The sequence below is a fragment of the Streptomyces sp. NPDC029152 genome, assembly GCF_055564355.1.
Window position 1 is genome coordinate 32,309 of record NZ_JBVHWR010000029.1, and the last position, 25,905, is coordinate 58,213.

The following is a 25,905-nucleotide window of genomic DNA, read 5'->3' on the forward strand; positions in this document are numbered from 1 at the left end:
TGGGGCCGTCCGGGGCCGCCGCCGCACCGAGGAGGTCATGTCATGGCGCAGATGCTCGCCGCCCGCCTGCACGTCCCGAGCCGCACCCTGCGGCTGGAGGAGGTGCCCCGGCCGCAGCCCGGACCGGGCGAGGTCCTCGTCAAGGTCGAGGCCGCCGGAGTGTGCCTCTCCGACGTCCACCTCATCGACGGCACGCTCACACCGATGCTCCTCCGGGGCGACACCGTCACCCTCGGCCACGAGGTGGCCGGCACGATCGACGAGGTCGGTGAGGGCGTCACCGCCTGGGCGCCGGGGCAGCGGGTCGTGCTGCACGCCGGCGAGGTCCGCGACGGCGTCACCTACACCCGGGGCGTCGACTACGACGGCGGCTGGGCCGAGTACGCGCTGTCCGCCGCGACCGCCCTGACCCCGCTGCCCGACGCCATCCCCTTCGACCAGGGCGCGATCATCCCCGACGCCGTGTCCACCCCGTGGGGCGCGATCACCGGGACCGGTGAAGTCCGCCCCGCCGAGGCGGTCGGCGTGTGGGGCGCCGGCGGGCTCGGCGTGCACGCCGTGCGGCTGCTGCGTGCCGTCGGTGCCTGCCCGGTCGTCGCCGTCGACCCGAACCCGGTGGCGCGCGAGCGTGCGCTGGCCGCCGGGGCCGACCTCGCCCTGGACTCCGCCGACCCGGGCCTGCGCGAGGCCGTCGGGGCGGTGACCGGCGGGGCGGGGCTCGCCGCCGCCTTCGACTTCGCGGGTGTGCCGGCCGTGCGCGAACAGGCGCTCTCCGTCCTCGCGCCCAAGGGCCGGCTGGTGCTGGTGGGCCTGACCGACAAGCCGCTCAGCGTCACGGACGGCACCCGTTTCAGCTACCTCCAGCAGCGGATCCTCGGCCACTACGGTTCCGACATGCCGGTGGCCCTGCCCCAGCTGCTGCGGCTGATCCAGGGCGGACGGCTGGACTTCTCCGGGTCCGTCAGCGGGGTCCTGCCCCTGGCCGAGGCCGCCGAGGCGGTCGCCCGGCTGGAGAGGAAGGAGGGCGACCCGATCCGGCTGATCCTGCGCCCGTGAGGTGAGGGACTCCCGGGAATCCGCGAGGCGGTTGAACGCCGGTGCCCCCGGCCCCGTAGGGAGCCGGGGGCGCTTCACGCCCGGGACCGCCGCACCGCATGACGCAGGAGTACGCCGTGGAACACAACGGGCGCAGACGCCCGACCGGGGCACGGCGCGCGACCTTCTCCGCGGACGCGCTGATGCGGGGCGGCGGTGGTCCGGCCGCCGCCGGCGTGTTCGCCTTCGCCACCGGGGCCGGGAGGGCCCCCGCCGTTCCCCTGGGCGGTTCCGGCGTCGCGGCCACGATCGACCGCCCCGACCCGAGCGAGCGGCTGACGACGGTCCCCGAACGGGCCAGGCCGGACGTCGACGGCGAACTCGCCCGCCTGGACGAGCGGATCGCCACGGCCCACCGGCAACTCCGGGAAGCGGCACGCACCACCGACGACGGTGACGTGGACGAGGGCGCGATCCTCGGCCCGTTGGAGAAGCGGCGGACGGAGACGATCGCGCGCATCGTCGCCGCCGTCGACGGCGGCGGGACCACAGCGACTTCGTCAACGTCTTCGACGAGGACCTGATGCGGGAGACGGTCGACTGCGTCAACAGCGGCCGGTCCTGCGGCCCGGACACACCCCCGCCCCGGAACCCGGCGGGAGCGCGGCCCCGCAGGAGCAGCCGCCCGGGACCCCGGAGAACCCCGGGACCCCCGGGGCATCAGGGGCCCCGGACGACGGAGACGGCCGGGAGATCCCGGCACGGCCGGGCGGCGACGGCGGCGGGCGGACCACCGGACCCCGGCCGGGCGGACCGGCGCCGCACCGGCACCCGCGGACGACGGCCAGGACGGGAGGGCGTCCGGTCCCGCGAACCGGCCCGCGGACCAGGGCCGGCCCGCCGCCTCCCGCACCGCCGAGCCCGGGGCCGCCACCACGCCCGCCGGGGCGCCGGATGACGCGGGCGGCGCCGCGGCCGCGCCCGGCAGGACGCGGGGGACGGACGCGGTCGGCGCCGCGCGGGCCGCCGGTTCCGAGGGCGAGCCGCAGGGTACCCGGGGAGGGCTCGCCGAGACGGGCTCGAGCCTCGGGCTCCGGCCCGCGGCGGCCGGAGGCGTCCTCTTCGCCGCCGGGTGCCTGCCGCTGCTCCGCACCGGGCGGCGTGCCCGGTGACGCCCCCGCGCCGGTGCCGTTCGGTCCCGACGCCGGCCGGGACCGAACGGCACCGGTCAGTCGTCGAGCGCGTCCTTGACGTCGCCCAGGTCGACGAACTTGAAGCCGGTGGCGTCACGGTCGCCGTCACCAGGAGTGTCGTGGCCGTCCTGCACGACGAGCAGGCCGTCGGGGTAGCGGCTGCCCAGCGGCTGGTTCAGCACCGCCGCTCCGTCGCACTCCTCGGAGCCGTCCAGCAGGGCCGAGGCGGCGCCGACGCGGAACCCGCCCTCGTACTCGTTGTGGTCCTCCTGTTCGCGGTCGTACGCGGCGAAGGTGTTGTCGCCCTGGCTGGAGGCCAGCAGGTACCCGTCGCCGTCGGACTCCTCCAGGAGCGTCAGTCCCTCCACGTCCGCGGCCAGCCGGCTGCCGCCGTACCCGGGGTCGGTGCCGGCGACGCACTCGTCGGCGGCCTCGTCGTACGTGGCCGGGACCCCGTACTCACTCACCTTGTCCACCAGCCGGGGCGTGCCGGTGAGGTCGGCGCGCAGGCGCCAGATGCCGACGTCCTCCTGCCCGGCGTACAGCGTGCCGTCGGCCGGGTCGACGACCATGCCCTCCACCTGGGGCAGTTCACCGGGTTCGGAGCAGGGCGACCAGTTCCTGCCGTTCGGCAGGCGGAAGGACGCGGGCAGGTCCAGGGTGCGCACCGGACGGTAGCCGACGCGTCCGGACGCCGTCGGGGTGAGTTCCAGCAGGGCGAGCCGGGTGCGTTCGCGTTGGCTGACCAGCGCGTAGGAGCGCTGGGTGGCCTTGTCGGTCCAGGTGGCCAGGCCGTACGCGGTGCGCTGGTCGTTGATCTCGGCCTGACCGGTGGAGAACACCGGCTCGGCGGCCGGGTCGGTGACGTCCGTCAGGGGACGTCCGGGGGAGGACGGGTCGATGCGGTAGACCCGCAGGCGGTCGCTGCCGCGGTCGGTGGTGACCGCGAGGTCCGCCCGCCCGGCGCCGAGGCGCACGCCGTGCACCAGGTCGACGTTGTTGAAGCGGCCGGGCGCGTCGTCGGGGCCGGGGGCGGGGGGTGCCGCCACCGACTGCACGAGACGGGCGTCCAGGTCGTAGACGCGCAGTCCGCCCTCCTTCGCCGTCGCGACGACGAGGCTGCGGTCGGGGTCGGCCGGGTTGCGCCAGATGGCCGGGTCGTCCGCGTCGGCGTTCCCGCCGGCCTCGTCGTCGTACAGCGGAGCCGTCTCGGCCCGCGGCCGTACGGTCGGCAGCGCGTCGTCACCGTGCGCCGCGGCCGGAACCGCCGACAGGAAGGTGACGGCCGCGGCGAGGGCGCAGGCGGCCGGCCGGCCGAGGGGGTGCCTGGTCATGCGGGTGCTCCTCAAGTCGAAGACATGACGACGGGATACACCTGATGATCTTGATCGTGGTTCCGGTCGCCACGGGGCCCTGCCGGTGACGGGGAGGTGACCGGTGGGGGAACGGTGCCCGCGGTGTTCTCCGGCCGGTCAGGCCGTCAGCCCGGCGGCGAGCGCGGCCCCCAGTTCCCAGCAGGACTCCAGGTCCGCCTTGGCGGGCTCGCCGGCCACCGTCACCGCCGGGGCGGCGAGCTGCCAGCCGAGGCCGGTCGTCACCGACTCGATGCCGCGCACCGCGCCCGTGGTGTCGCCGCCGCCGTGCACGTAGTAGCCGAAGGGCCGGCCCCGCGTCCCGTCTAGGCACGGGTAGTAGACCTGGTCGAAGAAGTGCTTCAGGGCGCCGGACATGTAGCCGAGGTTGGCCGGGGTGCCCAGCAGGTACCCGTCCGCCTCCAGCACGTCGACGGCCGTGGCCGCCAGTGCCGCCCGCCGGACGACCCGGACGCCCTCGATCTCCGGCGCGGTCGCCCCGGAGACGACGGCTTCGAGCATCGCCTGGCAGTTCGGCGACGGGGTGTGATGCACGATCAGCAAAGTGGCCACACCCCGAAGCCTGCCGTCCGGCACCCGGCGGGCGCAACAGCCGTCGCCGCGGATCACACCTCGGGCGCCGCCGTCTCCGTCAGCGCGCCGTCGGCCAGCCGCAGCCACCGGCCGACGCCGATCTCGCTCAGGAACCTCTCGTCGTGGCTGACCACCACGAAGGCTCCCCGGTAGGAGTTCAGCGCGCCCCGCAACTGCTCCGCGCTGACCAGATCGAGGTTGTTGGTCGGCTCGTCCAGGAGCAGCAGGTGCGGGGCGGGCTCGGCGCACAGGACGCACGCCAGGGTGGCCCGCAGCCGCTCGCCGCCGGACAGCACGCCGACGGGCAGGTGGGCGCGGGCGCCCCGGAACAGGAAGCGGGCGAGCAGGTTCATCCGCTCGGCCTCGGGCCGCCGAGGAGCGTACGCGGCGAAGTTCTCGGCGACCGTGCGGTCCGCGTCCAGCAGGTCGAGCCGCTGCGACAGGTGGGCGACGCGCCCGTCGGCCCGCCTGACCGTGCCGCTCTCCGGTTCCAGGTCGCCGCTCAGCAGACGCAGCAGCGTGCTCTTGCCGGCGCCGTTGGGACCGGTCAGCGCGATGCGCTCGGGGCCCCGGACGGTCAGGTCGACACCCTCGCCGGCGAACACCTCGCGGTCGCCGAGCCGGACCCGCAGCCGTTCCCCGAGGAAGAGGGTGCGCCCGGCGGGCACGTCGGTGTCCGGCAGGTCGAGGACGACGCGCTGGTCGTCGCGGAGCGCGCGCCCCGCCTCGTCCAGCCGGGCCTTCGCGTCGCCGACCCGGTCGGCGTGCGTCTGCCCCGCCCGGCCCGCGGACTCCTGCGCGCCGCGCTTCATGGTGCCCGCGAAGATGCGCGGCAGCCCGGCGTTCTTGAGGTTGCGGGCGGCGTTGCTCGCCCGGCGCTCGGCGCGTTCGCGGGCCTGCTGCATCTCCCGCTTCTCGCGCTTGAGTTCCTGCTCGGCGTTGCGGACGTTCTTCTCGGCGACCTCCTGCTCGGCCCGCACCGCCTCCTCGTACGCGGAGAAGTCGCCGCCGTAGAAGCGCAGGTCGCCCCGGTCGAGTTCGGCGATGCGCTCCATGCGGTCGAGCAGGGCCCGGTCGTGACTGACCAGCAGCAGACAGCCCTTGTAGTCCGACAGGACGTCGTAGAGCTTGTGCCGGGCGTCCAGGTCGAGGTTGTTGGTGGGCTCGTCGAGCAGCAGTACGTCGGGCCGCTTCAGCAGTTGTGCGGCGAGGCCGAGGGAGACGATCTGACCGCCGCTGAGCGTGCCGAGGCTCCGGTCCAGGGCGAGGTCGCCGAGGCCGAGACGGTCGAGCTGGGCACGGGTGCGTTCCTCGATGTCCCAGTCGTCGCCGATGGTCGTGAAGTGCTCCTCGGCCACGTCCCCGGACTCGACGGCGTCGATGGCCCGGATGACGGCGGCGACCTCCAGCACCTCCGCCACGGTGAGATCACCGGTCAGGGGCAGGGTCTGCGGCAGGTAGCCGACGGTGCCGGTGGCGGACACGGAACCCGCGACGGGGCGCAGCTCACCGGCGATCAGCTTGAGCAGGGTGCTCTTGCCGGAGCCGTTGGGGGCCACCAGGCCCGTACGGCCCGGGCCCACGGTGAACGACAGGTCCTGGAAGACGGGGGTGTCGTCGGGCCAGGCGAAGGAGAGGTTCGAGCAGAGGATGGCGGCGTCGGACATGGACGACCTCGCTGAGGAGAGGGGCGGGGGAAGGGACACGCCCGCCCGGGACAGACAGGGGAAGGGGAACGACGAAGGCGGCCACCGCCATGGCGCTCCTGCGCGCCCGCTGTGGCCGATCGGTGCGGGGTATCACCCGCAGATGTCGTCGTCACCCACCATGTCCGGGACCTCTCGATACGCGATCAACGTCGTCTCCAGCGTAGCAGCCGCCCGCGACCGGGCGCGGGGCCCGGCGGGACCCGAGGCCACTCGCGCTCACCGGGACACCCGTCACCGAGCTGTGCCGCACCGGCAAGGAGGGCCGGCGGATCGTCGCCGGCGACCGGGTCCTGCACGCCGGCGCGGTCGTCGTCGCCGGCCCCGAGCCCGCCGCCGCGCTGCTGCGCGTGCCAGGCCTGCGCCGGGCCGTCGCTGTGCCTGCGCCGGTCCGTGGCCGGGCCGACGTCCGCTTCCGCGCGCGACGGAGCCGCCCGCCCGAAGGGGCTAGCGGCTCCGCGAGGCGGTGGCGTCGGCGGCTCAGGCGACCGGCGCCGCCGGTCCCTTGCCGGCCGGCGCCGCGGCGGCCTCGCCGGACTCCTCGGCGAGGCGTTCCATGCCGCTGGTGGTCTTCAGCGGCTTCTCCTTCAGGAACACGACGGCGACCAGCGCGAGCACGGCGAACGGCGTGGCGATGAGGAACAGGTCCGCGGTGGCGACACCGTAGGCGTGCTCGACGACCGACCGCATCGGGGCGGGCAGCGTGGCCATGTCCGGGACGCTGCTCTCGCCGGAGCTCTCACCGGCCGGCACGGCGATGCCCGCGTCCTCGAGGCCCTTGGTCATCTCGCTGGTGACCTTGTTGGCGAGGATCGCGCCGAGGACGCTGACGCCGATGGTGCCGCCCATGCTGCGGAAGAAGGACAGCACGGAGGTCGCGGCGCCCAGCTCGGTGGCCGGCACGTCGTTCTGCGCGGCCAGCACCAGGTTCTGCATCAGCATGCCGACGCCGACGCCCAGGATCGCCATGTAGAGGCTGAGCAGAGCGAAGTTCGTCCTGGCGTCGATCGTGGACAGCAGCGCCAGGCCGACGGCCATGACGACCGCGCCCGCCACCAGGTACCGCTTCCACCTGCCGGTCCGGCTGATCACCTGGCCGGCGACGGTGGACGACACCAGCAGGCCGAGGATCATGGGCAGGCTCATCAGACCGGCGACGGTCGGCGACTTGCCCAGGGAGACCTGGAAGTACTGGGAGAGGAAGACGGTCCCGCCGAACATGGCGACACCGACCAGGAGGCTGGCGACGGTCGTCAGCGTCACCGTGCGGTTGCGGAAGATGTCGAGCGGGATGACCGGTTCGGCGGTACGCGCCTCGACGAAGACCGCGGCGATCAGCAGCAGCACACCGCCGCCCGTGAGGGCGCCGGTCTGCCACGAGGCCCAGTCGAACTCGTTGCCGGCCAGCGACACCCAGATGAGCAGCGCGCAGACACCGGCGACGATCAGGAAGGCGCCGAGCCAGTCGATCCGCACCTCGCGCCGCGTGGTCGGCAGCCGCAGCGTGCGCTGCAGCAGCGCGATGGCCAGCAGCGCGAACGGCACGCCGATGAAGAAGCACCAGCGCCAGCCCAGCCACGAGGTGTCGACCAGCACACCGCCGACCAGCGGCCCGGCCACGGTGCCCACGGCGAAGACGGCGCCGAAGACGCCGGCGTACTTGCCCAGCTGGCGGGGCGGGATGACGGAGGCCATCACGACCTGTGCGAGGGCCGTCAGACCGCCCGCGCCGATGCCCTGCACGACCCGGCTGAAGATCAGCAGACCGACGCCGTGGGAGAAGCCGGCCAGCAGCGAGCCGACGACGAACATGGACAGTGAGAGCTGGAGCAGCAGCTTCTTGTTGAAGAGGTCGGACAGCTTGCCCCACAGCGGGACCGTCGCCGTCATGGCCAGCAGTTCCGCCGTGACGACCCAGGTGTAGGAGGACTGGCTGGCGCCCAGGTCGGCGATGATCGTGGGCAGCGCGTTCGAGACGACGGTGCCGGCCAGGATCGCGACGAACATGCCGGCCATCAGACCGGACATGGCCTGGAGTGTCTGCCGGTGGGTCATGGATGGGGGAGGCGCGTCGTCGGGCGCCTGAGGTGCGGTCACGGCAACTCTTTCAAGTGAGGATGGGGTGGGTGTCGCGATCGTCCTGCGCGGTGGTCACGCGGGAGGCGCCGGGAGGCCGGCGGCGAGGAGGGTGAACACCTCGTGGAACACGTCCAGGAAGGCGGCCTCCTGCTGGTGGGCCGACCAGTGGTCCACGCTGGTCCGCACCGCGGCGGTCGCCACCGCGGCCAGCAGCCGCGGGTAGAGGCCGGGATCCGCGGGCCGTTCCCCCTCGCCCGGGGCGCCGCGCAGGCGTGCGGCGATGGCATCGGCCAGATCGGCCTCCGCCGCCATGTGCGCCCCGACGCCGCGCGCCAGGAGGTGCGGCGAGGCGTGCAGCACTTCGGCGTGCAGCCGCCACAGTTCGTGCTGTTGCTCGGCCTCGGCCAGTTCCGCGGCCATGGCCTCGCGCAGGGCCTCCAGCGGGGAGAGGCCGGCCGGTGCGTCGAGGACGGCGCGCCGCATCCGCGCGCCCGCGTCCGCGTCGATGACGACGAAGGCGTCCTCGCGCGTGTCGAAGTAGTTGAAGAAGGTCCGCACGGACACGCCGGCCGCCGCGCTGATCGCCTCGACGGTGACCTTGTCCGCCCCGTGCTCGGCGGCGAGCCGTACCGCGGCCTCGGCGAGGGCGGCGCGCGTGGCCCGCTTCTTCCGCTCCCGCAGACCGCCCCTCGCGGCACCCTTCTCCGACATAAGTTGCATGGTATGCAAAGATGCACGGCATGCAAAATTCACGCCGGGGGTGAGCGGTCGCGCGCCTCCCCGGTGCTCCGCGCCCGCCCTCAGCTCCCGGAGCCCCCGCGCACACCCCCGGCGTGCGGGCGTGAAGCCGGGGTAAACGACGCGGAAGCGCGGCCGCCACCGGAGTCGGCGCCGGTGGCGGCCGCGCTGTGCGCGCCACGCGCCGCGCCCTGCGTTCACCGGGCGTCCGCGTGCCGGGGACCCGGGCGCGGTGCCCCACCGCAGTCGGCCGGCGCCACCCGCGCCGGTCCCCGCGCCCCTCGTGCCGTCCGCCCCCGTTCGGGAACCCGATGTGACCCGAACGGCCCTGTCGGGTACCCACCCGGTCCGCACGGGGTTGGGATTGCAGGACACCACCGCGCCGCCCGGAACCGCACCCGCCCCGGCCCGACCGCTGTCCCGACACGGAAAGGACCCCAGATGTCCGCCGACACGCAGCAGGCGCCCCCCACGCTCCCGGACGAGGAACTCGCCGCCCTGGACGCCCACTGGCGCGCCGCGAACTACCTCACCGTCGGTCAGATCTACTTGATGGCGAACCCGTTGCTGACCGAGCCGCTGCGCCCGGAGCACGTCAAGCCGCGCCTGCTCGGCCACTGGGGCACCTCACCGGGCCTCAACCTCGTCCACACCCACCTCAACCGGGTGATCAAGGCCCGCGGTCTGGACGCCCTGTGCGTCTGGGGACCCGGCCACGGCGGACCCGCGGTCCTCGCCAACTCCTGGCTGGAGGGGTCGTACACCGAGACCTATCCGGACGTCACCCGGGACGCGGACGGCATGGCCCGGCTCTTCAAGCAGTTCTCGTTCCCCGGCGGTGTGCCGAGCCACGTCGCCCCCGAGACCCCGGGCTCCATCCACGAGGGCGGCGAGCTCGGCTACTCGCTCGCACACGCCTACGGCGCCGCCTTCGACCACCCCGGCCTGGTGGTCGCCTGCGTCATCGGCGACGGCGAGGCGGAGACGGGACCGCTGGCGACGTCCTGGCACTCCAACAAGTTCCTCGACCCGGTGAACGACGGCGCCGTCCTGCCGATCCTCCACCTCAACGGCTACAAGATCGCCAATCCGACGGTCCTGGCCCGCCTCCCCGAGGCCGAACTCGACGAACTCCTGCGCGGCTACGGTCACGACCCCGTCCACGTCACCGGCGACGACCCCGCCGCCGTCCACCGGGCGATGGCCCACGCCATGGACACCTGCCTCGACCGCATCGCCGCGATCCAGCGCGCCGCCCGCGAGGACGGCGCCGGCGGCCGCCCCCGCTGGCCGGTGATCGTCCTGCGCACCCCCAAGGGCTGGACCGGCCCCGCCGAGGTCGACGGCCTGCCCGTGGAGAACACCTGGCGCGCCCACCAGGTCCCGCTGTCCGCCGTCCGCACGGACCCGGAGCACCTGCGCCAACTGGAGCGGTGGCTGCGCTCCTACCGGCCCGAGGAACTGTTCGACGAGCACGGGGCCCCGCGCCCCGCCGTCCTGGCCGCCGTCCCCGAGGGCCCGCGCCGCCTGGGCGCCACGCCCTACGCCAACGGCGGACTGCTGCTGCGCGACCTGCCCCTGCCGCCCCTGGAGACGTACGCCGTCGCCGTCGACAAGCCCGGCGCGAGCATGCACGAGCCGACCCGGGTCCTCGGCGACCTGCTCGCGGACGTCATGGCCGCCACCGCCGACCGGCGCGACTTCCGCCTCGTCGGCCCCGACGAGACCGCCTCCAACCGCCTCCAGGCCGTCTACACCGCCAGCGGCAAGGCATGGCAGGAACGGACCCTGCCCGTCGACGAGGACCTCGACCGGCACGGCCGGGTGATGGAGATCCTGTCCGAACACACCTGCCAGGGCTGGCTGGAGGGCTACCTCCTCACCGGCCGGCACGGACTGTTCTCCTGCTACGAGGCGTTCGTCCACATCGTCGACTCGATGGTCAACCAGCACGTCAAATGGCTGCGCGTCACCCGCCGCCTGCCCTGGCGCGCCCCCATCGCCTCCCTCAACTACCTGCTCACCTCCCACGTGTGGCGCCAGGACCACAACGGCTTCTCCCACCAGGACCCCGGCTTCGTCGACCACATCCTCAACAAGAGCCCCGAAGCCGTACGGGTCTACCTGCCGCCGGACGCCAACACCCTGCTGTCCGTCGCCGACCACGCCCTGCGCAGCAGGGACTACGTCAACGTCGTCGTCGCCGGCAAACAGCCCTGCTTCGACTGGCTGACCATGGACCAGGCCCGCGTCCACTGCGCGCGCGGCGCCGGCATCTGGGACTGGGCCGGCACCGAGGACGGCACCCGCGAACCGGACGTGGTGCTCGCCTGCGCCGGCGACGTGCCCACCCAGGAGGTCCTGGCCGCCGCCCAGCTCATCCGCCGCCATCTGCCCGACCTCGCGGTGCGCGTGGTCAACGTCGTCGACATCGCCCGACTGCTGCCGAGCGAGGAACACCCGCACGGCATGAGCGACTTCGAGTACGACGGCCTGTTCACCGCCGACAAGCCCGTGATCTTCGCGTACCACGGGTACCCCTGGCTCATCCACCGCCTCGCCTACCGCCGCACCGGCCACGCGCACCTGCACGTGCGCGGCTACAAGGAGATCGGCACCACCACCACGCCCTTCGACATGGTCCTCGGCAACGACATGGACCGCTACCGCCTGGTCATGGACGTCATCGACCGGGTCCCCGGCCTCGCCGTGCGCGCGGCGGCCGTGCGGCAGCACATGGAGGACACCCGGCTGCGCCACCACGACTGGATCCGGGAACACGGCGTCGACCTGCCCGAGGTCGCCGACTGGTCCTGGGACGGCTGACCCGCCGCACCGCACCGCCCAGCGAAGGGAAACCCGTGACCGCGACCGCCTCCACCTGGGACTACGTCCACTACGACCCTGCCGAGGAACGGCTGCGGGAGTCCCTGTGCACGCTGGGCAACGGCTACTTCGCCACCCGCGGCGCCCTGCCCGAGTGCGCCGCGGACGACGTGCACTATCCGGGCACCTACGCGGCCGGCTGCTACAACCGGCTCACCTCCACCGTCGCCGGACGCACGGTGGAGAACGAGGACATGGTCAACCTCCCCAACTGGCTGCCCCTGTCCTTCCGGGCCGCCGGAGGGGGCTGGCTCACGCCGGACACCGCCCCGGTGCAGGACCACCGGCAGACCGTGCACCTGGACTCCGGGGTGCTGGAGCGCCGCACCCGCTTCGCACTCGGCGACGGACGCGTGCTGACCGTGCGCCAGCTGCGTCTGGTGCACATGGCCGACCCCCACCTCGCCGCCCTGCGCACGGAGTTCACGGTGGAGGGCGCCGGCACGGACCTCGACGTGGAATCGGCCCTCGACGGCGACGTCACCAACTCGGGCGTCCCGCGCTACCGGGACCTCGACGGCCGTCACCTGACCCACGTCCACACCGGCGGCGCCGACGACGGCACCGTGTGGCTGCGCTGCCGTACCCGGACCTCGGACATCCGGATCGGCATGGCCGCCCGGACGTCGGCCGGCACGCCGGTCACCCCGGGCCGGGAGCACCTGCGGGTCACCCAGCGCACCACCCTGCGCCTGGAGCCGGGCCGCACCGCCACCGTCGACAAGGTCGTGGCCCTGCACACCTCGCGCGACCCCGCAATCAGCGACCCCGTGCGGGCCGCCGTGGACCGGGTGGCCGACGCCCCCGGCTTCGACGAGCTGCTGGCCGGCCACCGCACGGCCTGGGGCCGGCTGTGGCGCCGCGCCCAGCTCGAGGTCCCCGGCGAGGCGGGCGCCATCCTGCGGCTGCACCTCTTCCACGTACTGCAGACCCTCTCCCCGCACACCGCCGGCCTCGACGTGGGCGTACCCGCCCGCGGGCTGCACGGGGAGGCCTACCGGGGGCACGTCTTCTGGGACGAGCTGTTCATCCTGCCCTACCTCGACCTGCACTTCCCCGAGGTGTCCCGCGCTCTGCTGCAGTACCGGCACCGCCGTCTGGAGCGCGCCCGCACGGCGGCCCGCGCCATCGGCAGGCGCGGCGCCCTCTACCCGTGGCAGAGCGGCAGCGACGGCCGCGAGGAGACCCAGCGACTGCACCTCAACCCCCGCTCGGGCCGCTGGCTGCCGGACCACTCGCACCTCCAGCACCACGTGGGCTCGGCGATCGCGTACAACGTGTGGCGGTACTGCGAGGCCACCGGCGACGCCGAGTTCCTGCACACCGAGGGCGCCGAGATGCTGCTGCAGATCGCGCGCTTCTGGGCGGACTCCGCCACCTGGGACGACCACCTGGGGCGGCACCGCATCCGGGGCGTCGTCGGCCCCGACGAATACCACGACGCCTACCCCGGCGCCGTGGAACCGGGCCTCGACGACAACACCTACACCAACGTCACCGCCTCCTGGGTGCTCGCCCGCGCCCTGGAGACGGTGCGCTCCCTGCCCGAGCCCCGCCGGCGCGAACTCGTGGAGCGCACCGGCCTGGAGGGCGGCGAACTCGACCGGTGGGAGGACGTCTCCCGCACCCTCCACGTGCCCTTCCACGAGGGGGTCGTCAGCCAGTTCGAGGGCTACGGCGAACTCGCCGAACTCGACTGGGCGGGCTACCGCGAGCGCTACGACGACATCCGGCGGCTGGACCGCATCCTGGAGGCCGAGGACGACAGCGTCAACAACTACCGGGCGTCGAAACAGGCCGACGTCCTGATGCTCGGCTACCTCTTCTCCCCGGCCGAGCTCCACGCGCTCTTCGACCGGCTGGGCTACGGCCTGGAGGACGACACCTGGCGGCGCACCGTCGACCACTACCTGGCCCGCACCAGCCACGGCTCCACCCTCAGCGGACTCGTCCACGGCTGGATCCTGGCCCGCGCCCGCCGCGCCGAGGCGTGGGCCTTCTGCCAGGAGGCGCTCAAGGGCGATGTCGCCGACCTGCAGGGCGGCACCACCGGCGAGGGAATCCACCTCGGTGCCATGGCGGGCACCCTCGACCTGGTCCAGCGCTGCCTGACCGGACTGGAGACCCGCGACGGCGCCCTCTGGCTGGACCCGGTACCCCTGCCGGAGCTGTCGTCGTACGGATTCTCCATCCGCTACCAGGGCCACTGGGGCGTACGGCTCCGGCTGGAGCACGGCCACCTGGAGATCGCCGTCCCGGACTCCGACCGGCAGCCGATCGACGTCCGGCTGCCGGACCGGACCCTTCAGCTCCGGCCGGGCGACACCTGCCGGCTCGTGCTCCCGGACTGACTCCTCCCGTCAGCCCGGCAGGGGGTAGGTCACCACGCGCGGGAACCCGTCCGGCCTGCCGTCGGTGTAGGTCAGGGTGATCCGGGTGTAGTGCTGCTCACCCGAGTCCTGCTCCCGGGCCTGCGGCCGGTCGAGCCGCACGGTCACCGGATACGAGCGGAACGTGCCGACCGCGCAGTAGGGCTTGCAGTCGTTGACCGCGTTGTACCCCCGCCCGGCCGCCGAGGCCGCGCCCCAGCGGGCCCAGTGCAGCGACGTCAGACGGCTGTTGCCGTCCCCGCAGGCCAGCACGAACGCCGCGGGCCGCACGTCGCCCCGCATCGAGCAGTCGACCAGCACGGGGTCCTGGGCCTGCCGCTTCACGGCCTGCTCCGCCGGCGGGGCGGCCGAAGCGGCGCCCAGGGGTACTGCGAGCGCGGCGGCGGCACAGAGCGTGACCGCTGCCCTCGTCGGGTTCCTGCCCATGTCTGCTCCCGGCCGTCTCGGGGGGTCGCTTGCCTCCGCCTTCCCCGTACCGACCGTACGACCGCGTCCGCGAACGCACCACTCGTACGGAGCAGCGCCCGGCGGCCGGCGAGCCCCGGCGGGCCGGTTCGTGCGACGAGAGGCCGGTCGCATCCACCGTGCGGTCGTCGCGGCGGCCCGCGACCGACGTCGCCGCCCGGGGGGTCTCATGCCGTCGGGAACGGCGCCCCGTCGAGTGGAGGATCACGGCATGCACACGACGACCGCCCCGACTGCCGCCGGCCTGACACGCTCCCGCGAGACCGGGGGCGACTTCCTGCCCTAGCCGCCCGGCCCCGCCGAACGCGTCCCCTGCCGCATCGACCCCGTCGACCTCCGCCGCCCGGACCTGCTCGCCCTCCTGACCGCGGCGGGCATCGCGCCCTCCGCCGGTGACCGGGCGGCCGTCGAACGGCTCAGCGAGCTCCCCGGCAGCGTGCACGTGGTATTGTGCCGCCGGCTGGAACGGCCCTACGGGTTCTGCCGGTGATCCGAGGCCGCCGGCGCCGGGCCGTGACTCACCGCCCGGTCCGCAGGTCCACCCCGCGCCGGGCCAGGACGAGGACGCCGGCGACGATCAGGGCGACGCCGGCCAGCTGGGGCAGCACCCACCAGCCGGTGCGCACGTCCTCCCGGTACAGGACGACGCCGAGCAGAAGGCTCACCGTCGCGTCCCCCAGGGTGAGGGCCGGCTGGGAGGCGACCAGGGGGCCGCCCTGCATGGCGTGCTCCAGCAGGAGCACGGCGCACACACCGGCCGCGGCGAACGCGTACGTCTGCCACACGGTCAGGAAACCGGCCACGCCGTCCGTGCCCAGGACGCGCATGGAGTCCTTCATCAGCCCGGCGGTCAGGGCGTAGCAGACCGCGGTGGCCGCGCCGAGGCAGCCGGCGCGGGCCTTGCCGACGGGCCGCCTGAGCCCGGCCGCGGCCAGCAGGAGGGCCGCACCGGCGCAGGCCCCCAGCGCGGGCGCCCAGCGATCCATGGAGACGTCGTCGCTGCCGCCGCCCGGCGCTGCCGACGCCAGCGCCAGCCCCAGGCCGACGACCACGCCGCCCACGGCGAGCCACAGGACGCCGGGCAGGCGGTGGCGGGTGAGCAGCGAGGCCAGCAGCAGCGCCAGCGGGAGTTCCAGCACGAACAACGGCTGGACGAGCGACATCGGCCCGGTCGCCAGGGCGGCCGCCTGCCCCACACCGGCGACGACGACGGCCAGCATGCCGCCGAGCCACACCGGCCGCCGCAACAGGTCGACGACGAGGCTCGGACGGAACCCCTGGGACTGCGGCACGCTCAGCGCGGCCCGCCGTTGCAACACGGTGGCCAGCGCGTTGCTGAACGCGGCGACGAGTGCGAAGAGCACCGGCAGGACAACACCCATCCACCGATCCTCGCCCCGTTTCGCCCCGGCCGCGCGCCGCGGCACCGCCGGAGCGGGCGCCGGGGGTGCCCGGCCCGCCCGGGAGGAACGGCGCTCCGGCGCGGCCGCGGCGCCCGGGAACCGGGTCAGTCGCCGGCCCGGTCGGACCGCGGCTGCGCCCCGGCGTCACCCTGCTCCGGCCCCGGCGCGTCGGAGACGGTGTAGTAGACGGAGGTGCCCTGCTTGGTGCGCTGGGCCTGGTTCTTGGCGACCAGCCCCTCGAGCGTGGTGCGCACGACCGTGGTCTTGAAGGTGCGGTCGGAGTGGGCCTGGCCGAGCGCCGTGGTGACCTCGGCGGCGGAGCGCGGCTCCTTCTGCTCGCTCAGGTGCTTGCGGACCAGCTCGACCAGGGTGGGCTGGGCGGGCTTCGAAGGCGCGGAGGGCGACCCGGACGAGGTGGCGGCCGGGGACGGGGCGGCCCGGTCCGGCGACTTCTTCGCCACCGGCTTCCTGGCCGCCTTCGCGGGCGACTTGGTGCCCGCCTTCGCGGGTGACTTCGAGGCCGGCTTGGAGGCCGACTTGGTGGCGGGCCTCGTGGCCGCGCGCTTGGGCGCGGCGGCCTTCCCGCTCCCCGCGCGCTTGCCCGCGGCGGCCGTCTCGGTGGCGGAACTGTCACGGGGAGCGGGCACCGGCGCCGTGTCGGTGGCCGGCCGGGCCGGTGGCGTGGTGATGCCGAGCGCCTGCTGCACGTTCAGCAGCAGCGCGTGGTCGTGCTGCAGTGCGGCGAGCTGCTGCTGGAGGTCGGCGATCTCCCCGCTGATGCGCTCCTGCTCCTTGACGTTGCGCTCCAGGTCGCTCGTCACCTGAACGCTGTACTGCGACGCGAGTTCGGTGGCGGTCTGCGGTGTGTTTTCGGACATGGTGTTGACTCTCCTCGATTCGCGGCCGTGAAGGCACGGGAGGACTACGGGACATCAGTCGTGGGACATGGGGGCCCATGTCCGTTCGGCTCCGGGCAGCGGGGTGCCCGGTGATGCTGACGGCTGCGTCGACACCCAAATGGTACGGACGACGGCGCCTGTTGTTCGCCTGTTTGCTGCCGGGCCGGTATACCACGTCGGACGGGCACCGTGATACGCGTCATCGGCACATCGACTCCTTCAGTGGCTCGCGGGACGCCTGGTCCGACACCGGTACGTCGCGCGGGTGTTCGGAACGCAGACACCCGGCGCCCCGCACCCCGGCCCCGGGCGGTGCGGCCGGACCACCGGCGCGGGCAGTCGGCCGGCCCCCGCGCCGTTCCCGCCAGGTCCGCTTCGACTCCCGCTGTTTCTCCCGCAGTTGCTGCTCCGCGGCCGCCGTGCGGGGCTGGTGCGCCGCCGACGGAGCGCTCGCGTTCCTCCCGGAGGCCGTCGCGCTCGTGGCCCTCGCGGGTGGGGCTCCGGAGCGGGACGCGGGGGCGTGACGCGTGTGCTGCGCCCGGAACGGGGGCACCGGCGTCGGCGACCGTGCTGCGGGGGTTCTTCGCCGCGTCCCGTGCCCGAGGGCCCCGTCTCACTCCCCGACGACCGCGGCGAAGCGCCGGGCGACCTCGTGCCAGACCGTCGTGGCCGCCGGTTCGTCGTGTCCGGCCCGGCGGTACAGGTCCGCGGGGTCCAGACCCAGGGCCCGGATCCGCTCCGGGTCCCACGACCGCACCCGGTCCGCGTCCGCCTCCGGGTGGAACTGCACTCCCCACGCCCGGTCGCCGACCCGGAACGCCTGGTACGGGCACCGCTCGCTCTCCATCAGCCAGGACGCCCCCGGCGGCAGGGCGGTGACGGCGTCCACATGGTGCTCGATCGCGCTCACCCGGTCCGGCAGCCCGCGGAACAGCGGATCGCCCCCGGCCTCGGGGCGCAGACGCAGCGCCGTGCTGCCGAACTCCGGCTCGCCGTGGTGCCCCCGCACCGTGCCGCCCGCGACGTGCGCGAGCAGCTGCCCGCCGAGACAGATCCCGAACACGGGGACGTTCCGCTCCAGTGCCTCGGCGACCAGCGCGCGCGTGGACGCCAGCCAGGGGGCGCGCAGGTCGTCGTCGGGCAGGAGACCGCCGCCCAGGACCACGACACCCGAGTGCTCCGGACGCCGGGGGAGCGGTGCCCCGGCGTACGCGTGCACCACGTCCAGAGCCAGCCCCTCCGCGGTCAGCCAGTCACCGAACCGGCCCGGCCCGCCGCTCCGGGCGTTCTGCACCACCAGCAGCCGTGACAACCGCCCACCTCCTGTTCACCCCACCCGGACGACGAACCCCTGCCCGCACCGCGCCGGGGCCCAACCCCGGACGGCGTCACAGAATCGCGGCGCGGTGGGTCGGGTGGCCGTCGAGGACGGTCAGCAGCACCGGCACGTCGGCCAGTTCGGTGGCCGCGACGGTCAGCGGATCGGCGGCCAGGACGGTCAGGTCGGCGCGGTGGCCGACGGCGATCCCCCCGGCCTCGTGCTCCTCGCCCGCCGCGTAGGCCGCGTTGACGGTCATGCCCCGCAGCGCCTCCAGCGCGGTGAGCGCCTGCTCGGGATTGTGCGGCGCCCCGGTCAGGTCGCGGGTGGGCCGGCGGTGGCGGGCGCCCGCCATCACACCCAGCGGCGGGTAGGGGGCGATGGGCCAGTCGGAGCCGAGGACGACGACGGCGCCGGCGTCGTGCAGGTCCCGGCAGCGCCACGCGCGCGAGGCCCGCTCCTCGCCCAGGCGGCGCGACCAGTTGTCGGTGTGGTCGGCCCGGGTGAAGTCGCAGCAGTGGGTGGGCTGCATGGAGGCGACCACACCGAGCTCGGCGAACCGGCGCACGGTGTCGTCGGGGACGGTCTCGATGTGCTCGACCCGGTGCCGTACCCCGTGCCCGCCGCCCGCCCGGGCCTTCTCGACGGCGTCGAGGACATGGCGCACGGCCGCGTCACCGATGGCGTGGGTGGCCGTGGGCACCCCGGCCCGGTGCAGCTCGCCGACGACGCGGGTGTACTCCTGCGGGTCCGGCCAGAACGCGTGCCGGGACTCGCCGTGGCAGTCCGGCTGCTCCAGCCAGGCGGTGCCGTTGTCCACGGTGCCGTCCATGAAGATCTTGACGCCCGCGGTCCGCCAGAGCCTGCCGCCCGCGCCCTGTCCCTCGACGAGCGCGCGCACCCCGTCGGCGTCGGTGCCGGGCTGGCACCAGGGCGCCACCCGCAGCCGCACCGGCAGGTGCCCGGCCGCGTCGAGCTCGGCGAAGAGCGCGAGGCTGTCGCCGTTGGCGTCCATGACGTGGCCGCCGGTCAGGCCGGTGGCGGCCATGGCGCGCAGGGCGGCGGCGAGCCGGTCGCGACGCTCCTCGCGCGTGGGCCGGGGCAGCAGGCGCTCCACGAGCTCGCAGGCGGCGTCCTCCAGGAGCAGCCCGGTGGGCCTGCCGTCCGCGTCGCACACCACCTCGGCGGTGGCCTGCGCGAAGCCGCGCGGTCCGTCCACCCCGGCGAGCTCCAGCGCGCGCCGGCTGGCCAGCGCGGAGTGCGCGTCGAACAGCAGCAGGAACGCGGGCACACCGTCGAGCACGGCGTCGAAGGGAGCCGTGTCGACCGGGTGCTCCGCGAAGACGTTGGGGTCGAGCCCCCAGCCCTGGAGCCACGCGCCGGGGGCGAGGTCCCGCACCGCGCCGGCCAGCGCCTCGCGCACCTGCTCCAGGTCGGTGCAGCCGGACAGGTCGAGGCCGTGGGTCGTCTCGGCGCCGCTGACGGGGTGGATGTGCCCGTCGACCAGGCCCGGTGTGACGACGGCGCCCTTGAGGTCGATCACCGTGGTCGAGGCGTCCGCGAGGGCGCGGACCTCCCGGTCGTCACCGAGGGCGGTGATGCGCCCGCCGGCGGCGGCCAGCGCGGTCTGCGGCAGGAACCCGCCGGTGACCGGGTCCAGCAGACGGGCCGAGAGCAGGATGAGGGAGGTGCGCACGAAGGCTCCTTGGTCGGGGCGGGTCAGTGGACGTCGGCGGGTGCCAACGTGCCGGTGGGAAGACCGAGTTCGCGTTCAGCGGTGGTGACGGGCATGCGCCGCACCGCGGGCGGGTCGTCGCCGGTGTCGGCGCTGTTGACGAGCATGCCGAGGCCGTCGAGGACGACCAGGATCTGGGCGGCGGTCACCGCGGGGTCCTCGGTGCGGAACTCGCCCAGCTCGACGCCGTCGCGGATGAGCGCCTCGAGCCGGTCCCGCCAGGCCGCCTCCTGGACGGCGACCCGGGCGCGCAGCGCGGGCCGGTAGCGGCTGAGGTGCCGGGCGTTGAGCCAGAGCCGGCTGATGTCGTCGAACGCCTCCCCGTCCGTCCGGGCGAAGAAGCGCGCCAGGTGCCGCGTCGGTGTGGCGCCGGCCCGGTCGGCCGGGAGAAGTGCGTCGAGCTCGCCGCCGGCGGCGTCGCCGTAGGCCTCGGCCACCAGATCCTCCACCGCCGGGAAGTAGTGGCTGATCAGTCCCGGGCGGACGTCGAGCTCCTCGGCGATCCGCCGCAGGGTGATGCACTCAAGTCCTTCGGTCAGAGCGACATCGGCGGCTGCTGCAACGATTTCCGCACGTCTGGCGGCAGGAGTTTTGCGGATTCGCTTGTTCGGGACGCTTGACGGCATGGAATCGATGCTATTGAGTGTGCGACCAACAATCAAGCAGGTGGGTTACCAGCACCCGGAGGAGCCCTATGGCGTCCACGATTCCCGACCCGAAGTCCGGCACTCCCGCCCCGCGCCGGAAGGAGGGGGCGCCCGGGTCGGAGCGGGCCGTCCGTGTCGAGGCCCACGGCATCGACCACATCCCCGACAGCGAACGCCACGGCCACCCGCGGCAGTTGTTCTCCGTCTGGGCCGCAGCGAACGTCAACTACCTGAGCCTCGTGATCGGCGGCGCCCTGATCCTCATGGGCCTGACCCTGTGGCAGGCCCTCGCGGTCATCGTGGTGGGCAACCTGTTCTGGCTCTTCACCGGCCTGCTCTCGATATCCGGCCCGGCCGCCGGCGCGCCGAGCGAGGTGATCACAAGGGCGATGTACGGCGTGCGCGGCAACCGCGTGAACAACGCCGTCGTCGGCTGGCTGATCTCCGTCTGCTACTTCGCCCTCAACCTGGCCGCCGCCGCGACCGCCGCCTTCGCCCTCGTGGAGAAGACCGGTGTCACGGCCGGCACCGGCGTCAAGGCCGCCGTCATCGTCGTCATCGCCGCGCTCACCCTGGTCATCGGCGTCTACGGCCACGCCATGATCATGAAGCTGTACCTCCCGATCACGCTGGCGCTCACCGCGGTGTTCGCCGTCGTCGCGTTCTACGTGTTCGGGGACACCGACTTCTCCTACGTACCGGCCGAGCCGCTCACCGGCATGGACCTGTGGACGGTGCTCGTCGCCGGGGTCACCCTCGTCGGCTCCGGCCCGCTCTCCTACACCACCAGCGCCGACTTCTCCCGCTACCTGCCCCGGACGACGTCCGCCGGCTCGATCATCGGCTGGACCGCACTCGGCGGCATCCTGCCCAGCATCGTCGTCTGCTCCCTCGGCGCCTTCGCCGCGACCGCCGTCGACATGACCGACCCGCAGGCCGGGCTCGGCACCATCCTGCCCGGCTGGTTCGAGCCGGTCTTCCTGCTCGCCCTCGTCCTCGGCACCATCGCCATCAACGCCCTGACCGCCTACAGCGCGGGCCTCGCCCTCCAGGCCGTCGGCCTCCGCATCCCCCGCACCCGCAGCGTCCTCGCGGACGGCACGGCCGCCGTCTCCCTCACCCTGTACGGCCTGTTGGTCTCCGACTTCCTCGACACCGTCAGCAACGTCCTCCAGCTCACCGTCGTCCTCCTCGGCCCCGCCATGGCCGTCTACGCCACCGACATCCTGCTGCGCCGCAACCGCTACGACGGCCCCGCCCTGATGGACGAGTCGGCGGGCGGTCCCTTCTGGTACACCGCCGGAGTGCGTCCGGCGGGTGCCTCGGCCCTGGTGGGAGGCGTCGCCGTGTCCGCCCTGTGCGTCAACACCCTCTACACCGGACCGATCGCCCGAGCCCTCGGCGGCATCGACCTCGCCCTTCCCGCCGGCATGGCCGTCGCCGCACTGCTCTACGCCCTCCTGGCGCGCGGCGGAAGATCACGGACGCCCGCGGCCTGACCGGAGGCACGGTCCCGGCGTGCCGGACGAGGACGGGTACGTCGGGGAGGACGCCGCCGCACGGTACGAGGAGTCGTCGGCGGACGTGTTCCGGCCGGACGCGGCCGGCCCCGCGGTCGACCTGCCGGCCGGGCCGGCGGGGGAGGGGAGCGCGCTCGAACCGGACGTCGGCACCGGCAGGATCGCCCTGCCGCCGGCCCGCCGGGCGATTCGGTCCACGGCATCGGCATGTCCCGCGCCACGACCGCCCGGCTGCGCGCCGAGCCGGGTGGTGAGGCCGTCGGGGTCACCGTCGGCGCCTTCACGACGACCCGGGTGCCGGGCACCCTTCACCCGTGAGAGCCGCCGGCACGTCCCGGTCCGGGAGAAGCCGGCCGCCCGCCCCGGGCCGGTCCGTCAGCGCCGGGACAGGTACAGCTGGAGCGCCTTGTGCAGCACCTTGTTGAGCGGGTGGTCCCACTCCCCGAGGTACTCGACGGCCTCACCGCCGGCACCGACCTTGAACCGGAGCAGACCCAGCAGGTGGTCGTCCTCGTCCAGGGTGTCGGTGATGCCGCGGAAGTCGTACACCCGAGCCCCGCGTTCGTGGGCGTCGCACATCATGCGCCACTGGAGGGCGGTGCTGGGCTGGGCCTCGCGCCGGCGGGCGGTGGAGGCGCCGTAGGAGTACCAGACGTGGTCGCCGACCGTCAGCATCGTGGCCGCGGCGAGCACCTCACCGTCGTGGTGGGCGAGGTAGAGACGCATCCGGTCGGGGTCCTCGGCCGTCAGGGCGGTCCACATCCGCTGGAAGTAGGCGAGCGGGCGCGGGACGAACCTGTCCCGCTCGGCGGTCTCGACGTAGAGCTCGTGGAAGGCGCGCAGGTCGTCGTAGTCGCCCTGGACGACCTTGACGCCGGCCTTCTCCGCCTTCTTGATGTTGCGGCGCCACTGCTGGTTGAGGCCGTTCTGGATCTGTTCCAGCGACCGCCCGGCGAGCGGCACCTGGCACACGTGGCGCGGCTGCCCGGCGGCGAAACCGTCCTCGCCCCCGGACTCGGCCCGCCGCCAGCCCGACCGGCGCAGCCGCTCGGCGATCTCGCGGGCGCCCGGCTCCTCCACCGTGGCCTCCACGTCCCGCAGCCGCCGGGCCCGCGGATCGGCGATCGCCGCCTTGACCGTCTCGGCGCTCCAGCGCCGGGCGACCACGGGCGGGCCCATCCTCACGGAGAAGGCGCCCCGCTCCTTCAGATGGGCGAGCATCGGCTCCAGCCACCGGTCCAGCTCCGCCGCGTTCCAGTCGATCACCGGGCCCTCGGGAAGGTAGGCCAGGCAGCGCCGCAGCCTCGGCAGCGGGCGCAGCAGCACCAGCGCGGCCCCCACCATGTCGCCGCCGTCGTCGAACCAGCCCAGGCTCTCCGCCTGCCAGTCCGGCTTCACCTCTCCCCACGAGGGGAGCTGCAGATGGCTCACGGAAGGCCGGGTCGCGACGAAGCGCAGGTGCTCCTCGCGCGTGATCGCCTTCAGGTGGTGGCTCATGGGCGGTGACCCTTCGCTCGGCTCGTTCGATGGTGTCGACGGGCGGGACCGCCGCGGCGCGCGGGCGGTGCCGTCCCCCTCCACCAGGGAATACCGGCGGCGGTGAATCCGCGCGGGCTACCGGCTATTCGGGCAGGTGGTGCGAGCGGCCGGGGTGCGTCGGGCCGGCCGGTCAGTGACCGCCGGCGAGTTCACCGCTGAGCCTGCCGTGGAGGTGGGCGCTGGACTCGTTCAGCCCGGTGATCTCGACGGTCTTGCCGCGCTGCGCGTACTTGGTGGTGATCGCGTCCAGCGCGGCGACCGAGGAGGCGTCCCAGACGTGCGCGGCGGACAGGTCGACGACGATCCGGCCGGGGTCGCCGGCGTAGTCGAAGCGGTGGACGAGGCCGTTGGAGGAGGCGAAGAACAGCTCGCCCGTGACCCGGTAGACCGCCGTGGTGCCGTCGGGGTCCGTGACGGAGGTGACCTCGGCCAGGTGGGCGACCCGCCGGGCGAAGACGACCATGGCGGTGACGGAACCGGTGACGACACCGATGGCGAGGTTGTGCGTGGCGACCACGACCACCACGGTGACCACCATGACGGTGATCTCCCCGGCGGGCATGCGCCGGAGGGTCCTCGGCGCGACGGAGTGCCAGTCGAAGGTCGTGAACGACACCATCACCATCACGGCGACCAGCGCCGCCATGGGAATGTCGGAGACCACCGGGCCGAAGACGATGCACAGCACCATCAGGAACGAGCCGGCGAGGAAGGTGGACAGCCGGGTCCGCGCACCGGACACCTTCACGTTGATCATCGTCTGGCCGATCATGGCGCAGCCGCCCATGCCGCCGAGGAACCCGGTGACGATGTTGGCGATGCCCTGCCCGACGGACTCCCGCGTCTTGGAGGAGCGGGTGTCGGTGATGTCGTCGACCAGCTGGGCCGTCATCAGCGACTCCATCAGGCCGACCAGGGCCATGGCGAAGGCGTAGGGCGCGATCGTGGTCAGGGTGTCGAGGGTGAAGGGCACGTCGGGCAGGCCCGGCACCGGGAGGGAGGACGGCAGCTCGCCCTTGTCGCCGACGGTCGGCACCGCGATGCCGGCCGCGACCGTGACGACGGTGAGGACGGTGATGGAGACCAGCGGTGCCGGGATCACCCGGGTGATCCGGGGGAAGAACACCATCAACGCCAGCCCGGCGGCGATCAGCGGGTACACCGGCCACGGCACCCCGGTCATCTCGGGGACCTGCGCCACGAAGATGAGGATCGCGAGGGAGTTGACGAAGCCGACCATGACCGAGCGGGGCACGAACCGCATCAGCTTCGCCACCCCGAGCACCCCCAGGACGACCTGGAAGACACCGGCCAGGATCACCGCGGCGACGAGGTACCCGAGGCCGTGCTCGCGGTTCAGGGGAGCGATGACGAGCGCCACGGCACCGGTGGCGGCGGAGATCATCGCCCGCCGGCCGCCCACCACGGCGATGGTGACGGCCATGGTGAAGGACGCGAACAGACCGATCGCGGGGTCGACACCGGCGATGACCGAGAACGAGATCGCCTCCGGGATCAGCGCGAGCGCGACCACCAGCCCGGCCAGCACCTCGGTGCGCCAGACCTTCGGATCGCGCAGCCAGTCCGGGCGCGGACCGCGCGGCCGCGCGGCGGGGGAGAGTACGGAAGAGAACAAGGAGCGGCTGCCTGTCGTGCTCGGGCACACCCCTGCGGCAGGGCGGGGCGTACGAAGGAGTGCGAGGGCGGCGGACCCGCGGGTCCGGGCGTCGTCACCGGGGACGGCACCGGCCCCGGCAGGGCGGCGGCCGGTGCGGGGACGTACGCGCACACGGGCAGGGGACGCCCTCGGCCGACCCTCACCACCCCGGCAACCCTACCCTAACGTTAGGGTAGGGATCGGCTGGCCGCCGGGGACGCGGCAGCAGTGACGACGAGCACCGTCAGGAGCGCCGGCGTGAACGGCAAGCACATGCAGATCGGCGAGGTGGCCACTCGCACCGAGCTGTCCCTGCGCACCATCCGGCACTACGAGGAGACCGGTCTCGTGGTCCCCTCGGCCCGTTCCCAGGGCGGTTTCCGCCTCTACACCGAGGGCGACGTGTCCCGCCTGATGGTGATCCGCCGCATGAAGCCGCTCGGCTTCACCCTGGACGAGATGCGCGAGCTGCTGGCGGCCACCGACCGGCTCGACGCCGGCGACGTCTCCGCCGCCGAACGCGCGGAACTCCTCGACCGGGTGCGCCGCTTCGAGGAGGCGGCCCGGCAGCGAGTGGCGGACCTGAGGACGAAGCTGGCGCGTGCCGAGGAGTTCGCGGCGACGCTGCGGGAGCGGCTGGAGGCCTGACGGCCGCCGTTCACTGGGTGGTGAGCATGCCTTCGCGCAGGCGGGCCAGCAGGCGGGAGATCAGCCGGGAGACGTGCATCTGGGAGACGCCGAGGCGTTCG

Annotated in this window: 19 protein-coding genes and 1 pseudogene; 6 read left to right on the forward strand and 14 right to left on the reverse strand. The window is 73.9% G+C overall.

Going from position 1 to position 25,905, the window contains the following annotated elements:
- Positions 1-42: 42 nt before the first annotated feature.
- Both ACZ4V6_RS33895 and ACZ4V6_RS33900 read left to right on the forward strand, forming a co-directional pair.
- Positions 43-1,056, forward strand: a complete 1,014-nt coding sequence (locus ACZ4V6_RS33895) for a zinc-binding dehydrogenase (RefSeq protein ID WP_467834751.1) — start codon at positions 43-45, stop codon at positions 1,054-1,056.
- A 116-nt stretch (positions 1,057-1,172) separates the two neighbouring features.
- On the forward strand, positions 1,173-1,619 hold the full coding sequence (locus ACZ4V6_RS33900) for a hypothetical protein (RefSeq protein ID WP_467834752.1): 447 nt from the start codon (positions 1,173-1,175) through the stop codon (positions 1,617-1,619).
- 644 nt (positions 1,620-2,263) lie between these two features.
- On the opposite strand, the gene ACZ4V6_RS33905 is transcribed toward ACZ4V6_RS33900, so the two are convergent.
- The 5 genes from ACZ4V6_RS33905 to ACZ4V6_RS33925 form a co-directional block, all read right to left on the reverse strand.
- Positions 2,264-3,562, reverse strand: coding sequence for a phytase (locus ACZ4V6_RS33905; RefSeq protein ID WP_467834753.1), 1,299 nt, complete (start codon positions 3,560-3,562; stop codon positions 2,264-2,266).
- A gap of 138 nt (positions 3,563-3,700) precedes the next feature.
- Positions 3,701-4,153 carry a flavodoxin family protein gene (locus ACZ4V6_RS33910; protein ID WP_467834754.1) on the reverse strand — a complete coding sequence of 151 codons (453 nt, stop codon included), beginning with the start codon at positions 4,151-4,153 and terminating at the stop codon, positions 3,701-3,703.
- 53 nt (positions 4,154-4,206) lie between these two features.
- On the reverse strand, positions 4,207-5,841 hold the full coding sequence (abc-f, locus tag ACZ4V6_RS33915; protein ID WP_467834755.1) for a ribosomal protection-like ABC-F family protein: 1,635 nt from the start codon (positions 5,839-5,841) through the stop codon (positions 4,207-4,209).
- A 519-nt stretch (positions 5,842-6,360) separates the two neighbouring features.
- The gene (locus tag ACZ4V6_RS33920) at positions 6,361-7,935 is read right to left on the reverse strand and encodes an MDR family MFS transporter (RefSeq protein ID WP_467834780.1); all 1,575 of its coding nucleotides are present in this window, start codon (positions 7,933-7,935) and stop codon (positions 6,361-6,363) included.
- Between the two features lie 96 nt (positions 7,936-8,031).
- Positions 8,032-8,679 (reverse strand): TetR/AcrR family transcriptional regulator, encoded by a 648-nt coding sequence (locus ACZ4V6_RS33925; RefSeq protein ID WP_467834757.1) that lies wholly within the window; start codon positions 8,677-8,679, stop codon positions 8,032-8,034.
- 459 nt (positions 8,680-9,138) lie between these two features.
- On the opposite strand from ACZ4V6_RS33925, the gene ACZ4V6_RS33930 reads away from it, so the two are divergent.
- Complete coding sequence (locus ACZ4V6_RS33930; protein WP_467834759.1) at positions 9,139-11,523, forward strand: phosphoketolase family protein; 2,385 nt, start codon at positions 9,139-9,141, stop codon at positions 11,521-11,523.
- A gap of 35 nt (positions 11,524-11,558) precedes the next feature.
- On the forward strand, positions 11,559-13,934 hold the full coding sequence (locus ACZ4V6_RS33935; protein ID WP_467834761.1) for a glycoside hydrolase family 65 protein: 2,376 nt from the start codon (positions 11,559-11,561) through the stop codon (positions 13,932-13,934).
- A gap of 9 nt (positions 13,935-13,943) precedes the next feature.
- Here the strand turns inward: ACZ4V6_RS33935 and ACZ4V6_RS33940 are convergent, their stop codons facing one another.
- From ACZ4V6_RS33940 to ACZ4V6_RS33965, 6 genes are all read right to left on the reverse strand, one after another.
- Positions 13,944-14,399, reverse strand: coding sequence for a hypothetical protein (locus ACZ4V6_RS33940; protein WP_467834762.1), 456 nt, complete (start codon positions 14,397-14,399; stop codon positions 13,944-13,946).
- Between the two features lie 557 nt (positions 14,400-14,956).
- Entirely contained in the window at positions 14,957-15,820 is an 864-nt protein-coding gene (locus ACZ4V6_RS33945) for a DMT family transporter (protein WP_467834763.1), read from the reverse strand.
- 125 nt (positions 15,821-15,945) lie between these two features.
- On the reverse strand, positions 15,946-16,719 hold the full coding sequence (locus ACZ4V6_RS33950) for a hypothetical protein (protein ID WP_467834765.1): 774 nt from the start codon (positions 16,717-16,719) through the stop codon (positions 15,946-15,948).
- Between the two features lie 634 nt (positions 16,720-17,353).
- Positions 17,354-18,052 carry a type 1 glutamine amidotransferase gene (locus ACZ4V6_RS33955; RefSeq protein WP_467834766.1) on the reverse strand — a complete coding sequence of 233 codons (699 nt, stop codon included), beginning with the start codon at positions 18,050-18,052 and terminating at the stop codon, positions 17,354-17,356.
- Between the two features lie 76 nt (positions 18,053-18,128).
- The gene (locus ACZ4V6_RS33960) at positions 18,129-19,754 is read right to left on the reverse strand and encodes an amidohydrolase (RefSeq protein ID WP_467834768.1); all 1,626 of its coding nucleotides are present in this window, start codon (positions 19,752-19,754) and stop codon (positions 18,129-18,131) included.
- Between the two features lie 23 nt (positions 19,755-19,777).
- A complete protein-coding gene (locus ACZ4V6_RS33965; RefSeq protein ID WP_467834770.1) occupies positions 19,778-20,419 on the reverse strand; it encodes a TetR/AcrR family transcriptional regulator in 642 nt (213 codons plus the stop codon).
- A 68-nt stretch (positions 20,420-20,487) separates the two neighbouring features.
- On the opposite strand from ACZ4V6_RS33965, the gene ACZ4V6_RS33970 reads away from it, so the two are divergent.
- Positions 20,488-21,939, forward strand: a complete 1,452-nt coding sequence (locus ACZ4V6_RS33970) for a purine-cytosine permease family protein (RefSeq protein ID WP_467834772.1) — start codon at positions 20,488-20,490, stop codon at positions 21,937-21,939.
- Between the two features lie 396 nt (positions 21,940-22,335).
- Here ACZ4V6_RS33970 and ACZ4V6_RS33975 read toward each other — a convergent pair whose 3' ends face one another.
- Positions 22,336-23,457 carry a lipid II:glycine glycyltransferase FemX gene (locus ACZ4V6_RS33975; protein WP_467834773.1) on the reverse strand — a complete coding sequence of 374 codons (1,122 nt, stop codon included), beginning with the start codon at positions 23,455-23,457 and terminating at the stop codon, positions 22,336-22,338.
- A 172-nt stretch (positions 23,458-23,629) separates the two neighbouring features.
- A complete protein-coding gene (locus tag ACZ4V6_RS33980) occupies positions 23,630-25,135 on the reverse strand; it encodes a SulP family inorganic anion transporter (protein WP_467834774.1) in 1,506 nt (501 codons plus the stop codon).
- Positions 25,136-25,414: 279 nt separating this feature from the next.
- On the opposite strand from ACZ4V6_RS33980, the gene ACZ4V6_RS33985 reads away from it, so the two are divergent.
- Complete coding sequence (locus tag ACZ4V6_RS33985; RefSeq protein WP_467834775.1) at positions 25,415-25,804, forward strand: MerR family transcriptional regulator; 390 nt, start codon at positions 25,415-25,417, stop codon at positions 25,802-25,804.
- A 10-nt stretch (positions 25,805-25,814) separates the two neighbouring features.
- On the opposite strand, the pseudogene ACZ4V6_RS33990 reads toward ACZ4V6_RS33985, so the two are convergent.
- A pseudogene (locus tag ACZ4V6_RS33990) lies at positions 25,815-25,905 on the reverse strand (RNA polymerase sigma factor SigF); the annotation flags it as partial.

Bases quoted from the DNA above. Each gene is read 5' to 3' on its own strand.
- ACZ4V6_RS33895 (WP_467834751.1), top strand. From the start codon at position 43: ATGGCGCAGATGCTCGCCGCCCGCCTGCACGTCCCGAGCCGCACCCTG.
- ACZ4V6_RS33930 (WP_467834759.1), top strand. From the start codon at position 9,139: ATGTCCGCCGACACGCAGCAGGCGCCCCCCACGCTCCCGGACGAGGAA.
- ACZ4V6_RS33965 (WP_467834770.1), bottom strand. From the start codon at position 20,419: ATGCCGTCAAGCGTCCCGAACAAGCGAATCCGCAAAACTCCTGCCGCC.
- ACZ4V6_RS33920 (WP_467834780.1), bottom strand. From the start codon at position 7,935: ATGACCCACCGGCAGACACTCCAGGCCATGTCCGGTCTGATGGCCGGC.
- ACZ4V6_RS33945 (WP_467834763.1), bottom strand. From the start codon at position 15,820: ATGGGTGTTGTCCTGCCGGTGCTCTTCGCACTCGTCGCCGCGTTCAGC.
- ACZ4V6_RS33940 (WP_467834762.1), bottom strand. From the start codon at position 14,399: ATGGGCAGGAACCCGACGAGGGCAGCGGTCACGCTCTGTGCCGCCGCC.
- abc-f (WP_467834755.1), bottom strand. From the start codon at position 5,841: ATGTCCGACGCCGCCATCCTCTGCTCGAACCTCTCCTTCGCCTGGCCC.
- ACZ4V6_RS33975 (WP_467834773.1), bottom strand. From the start codon at position 23,457: ATGAGCCACCACCTGAAGGCGATCACGCGCGAGGAGCACCTGCGCTTC.
- ACZ4V6_RS33905 (WP_467834753.1), bottom strand. From the start codon at position 3,562: ATGACCAGGCACCCCCTCGGCCGGCCGGCCGCCTGCGCCCTCGCCGCG.
- ACZ4V6_RS33925 (WP_467834757.1), bottom strand. From the start codon at position 8,679: ATGCAACTTATGTCGGAGAAGGGTGCCGCGAGGGGCGGTCTGCGGGAG.
- ACZ4V6_RS33970 (WP_467834772.1), top strand. From the start codon at position 20,488: ATGGCGTCCACGATTCCCGACCCGAAGTCCGGCACTCCCGCCCCGCGC.
- ACZ4V6_RS33950 (WP_467834765.1), bottom strand. From the start codon at position 16,719: ATGTCCGAAAACACACCGCAGACCGCCACCGAACTCGCGTCGCAGTAC.